At 48.6% G+C, this 779-nt stretch carries 2 tRNA genes and 2 rRNA genes; all 4 read left to right on the top strand.

The window, feature by feature from the left end:
* Positions 1 to 270, top strand: a 23S ribosomal RNA gene (locus A9260_RS15105); the annotation flags it as partial.
* Between the two features lie 91 nt (positions 271 to 361).
* Positions 362 to 477 (top strand): 5S ribosomal RNA (rrf, locus tag A9260_RS15100).
* Positions 478 to 544: 67 nt separating this feature from the next.
* Positions 545 to 621 (top strand) — tRNA-Asp (locus tag A9260_RS15095).
* Positions 622 to 700: 79 nt separating this feature from the next.
* Positions 701 to 777 (top strand) — tRNA-Trp (locus A9260_RS15090).
* The last annotated feature ends 2 nt before the right edge of the window (positions 778 to 779 follow it).

Raw genomic sequence — 779 nt, 5'->3', positions numbered from 1 at the left:
ATTGAAGGGGGCTGCTCCTAGTACGAGAGGACCGGAGTGGACGAACCTCTGGTGTTCGGGTTGTCATGCCAATGGCATTGCCCGGTAGCTAAGTTCGGAATCGATAAGCGCTGAAAGCATCTAAGCGCGAAGCGAGCCCTGAGATGAGTCTTCCCTGGCACTTTAAGTGTCCTAAAGGGTTGTTCGAGACTAGAACGTTGATAGGCAGGGTGTGTAAGTGCTGCGAGGCATTGAGCTAACCTGTACTAATTGCCCGTGAGGCTTAACCATACAACACCCAAGGGGTTTTGTGGACTCRAAGAAAGAACKTTGAATGTGTGAYATAACTTTTAAATAACAGTTTTCCGAATTTTAAAATTTGCTTGGCGACCATAGCATTGTGGACCCACCTGATTCCATGCCGAACTCAGAAGTGAAACATAATAGCGCCGATGGTAGTGTGGGGCTTCCCCATGTGAGAGTAGGACATCGCCAGGCTTTAATTTAAATCTATAGATTGTAGAATCTGTAGATATGGACGCTCACTTAGTGAGTTGACCACTGCGGAGTGGTAGTTCAGTTGGTTAGAATACCGGCCTGTCACGCCGGGGGTCGCGGGTTCGAGTCCCGTCCACTCCGCCACTTATTTTAGAGAACCTCGCTTTGCGAGGTTTTTCTGAATCTGAAGTATGAGAAAAATCGCTACTTCAGCGAAGATTTTAGGGGTGTAGCTCCAATTGGCAGAGCAGCGGATTCCAAATCCGCGTGTTGGGAGTTCGAATCTCTCCACCCCTGCCATT

It is taken from the genome of Vibrio sp. UCD-FRSSP16_30 (genome assembly GCF_001676025.1).
Taxonomy (GTDB): domain Bacteria; phylum Pseudomonadota; class Gammaproteobacteria; order Enterobacterales; family Vibrionaceae; genus Vibrio.
The sequence above is the reverse complement of the archived record's forward strand: the minus strand, read 5'-3'. Positions and strand labels throughout refer to the sequence as shown.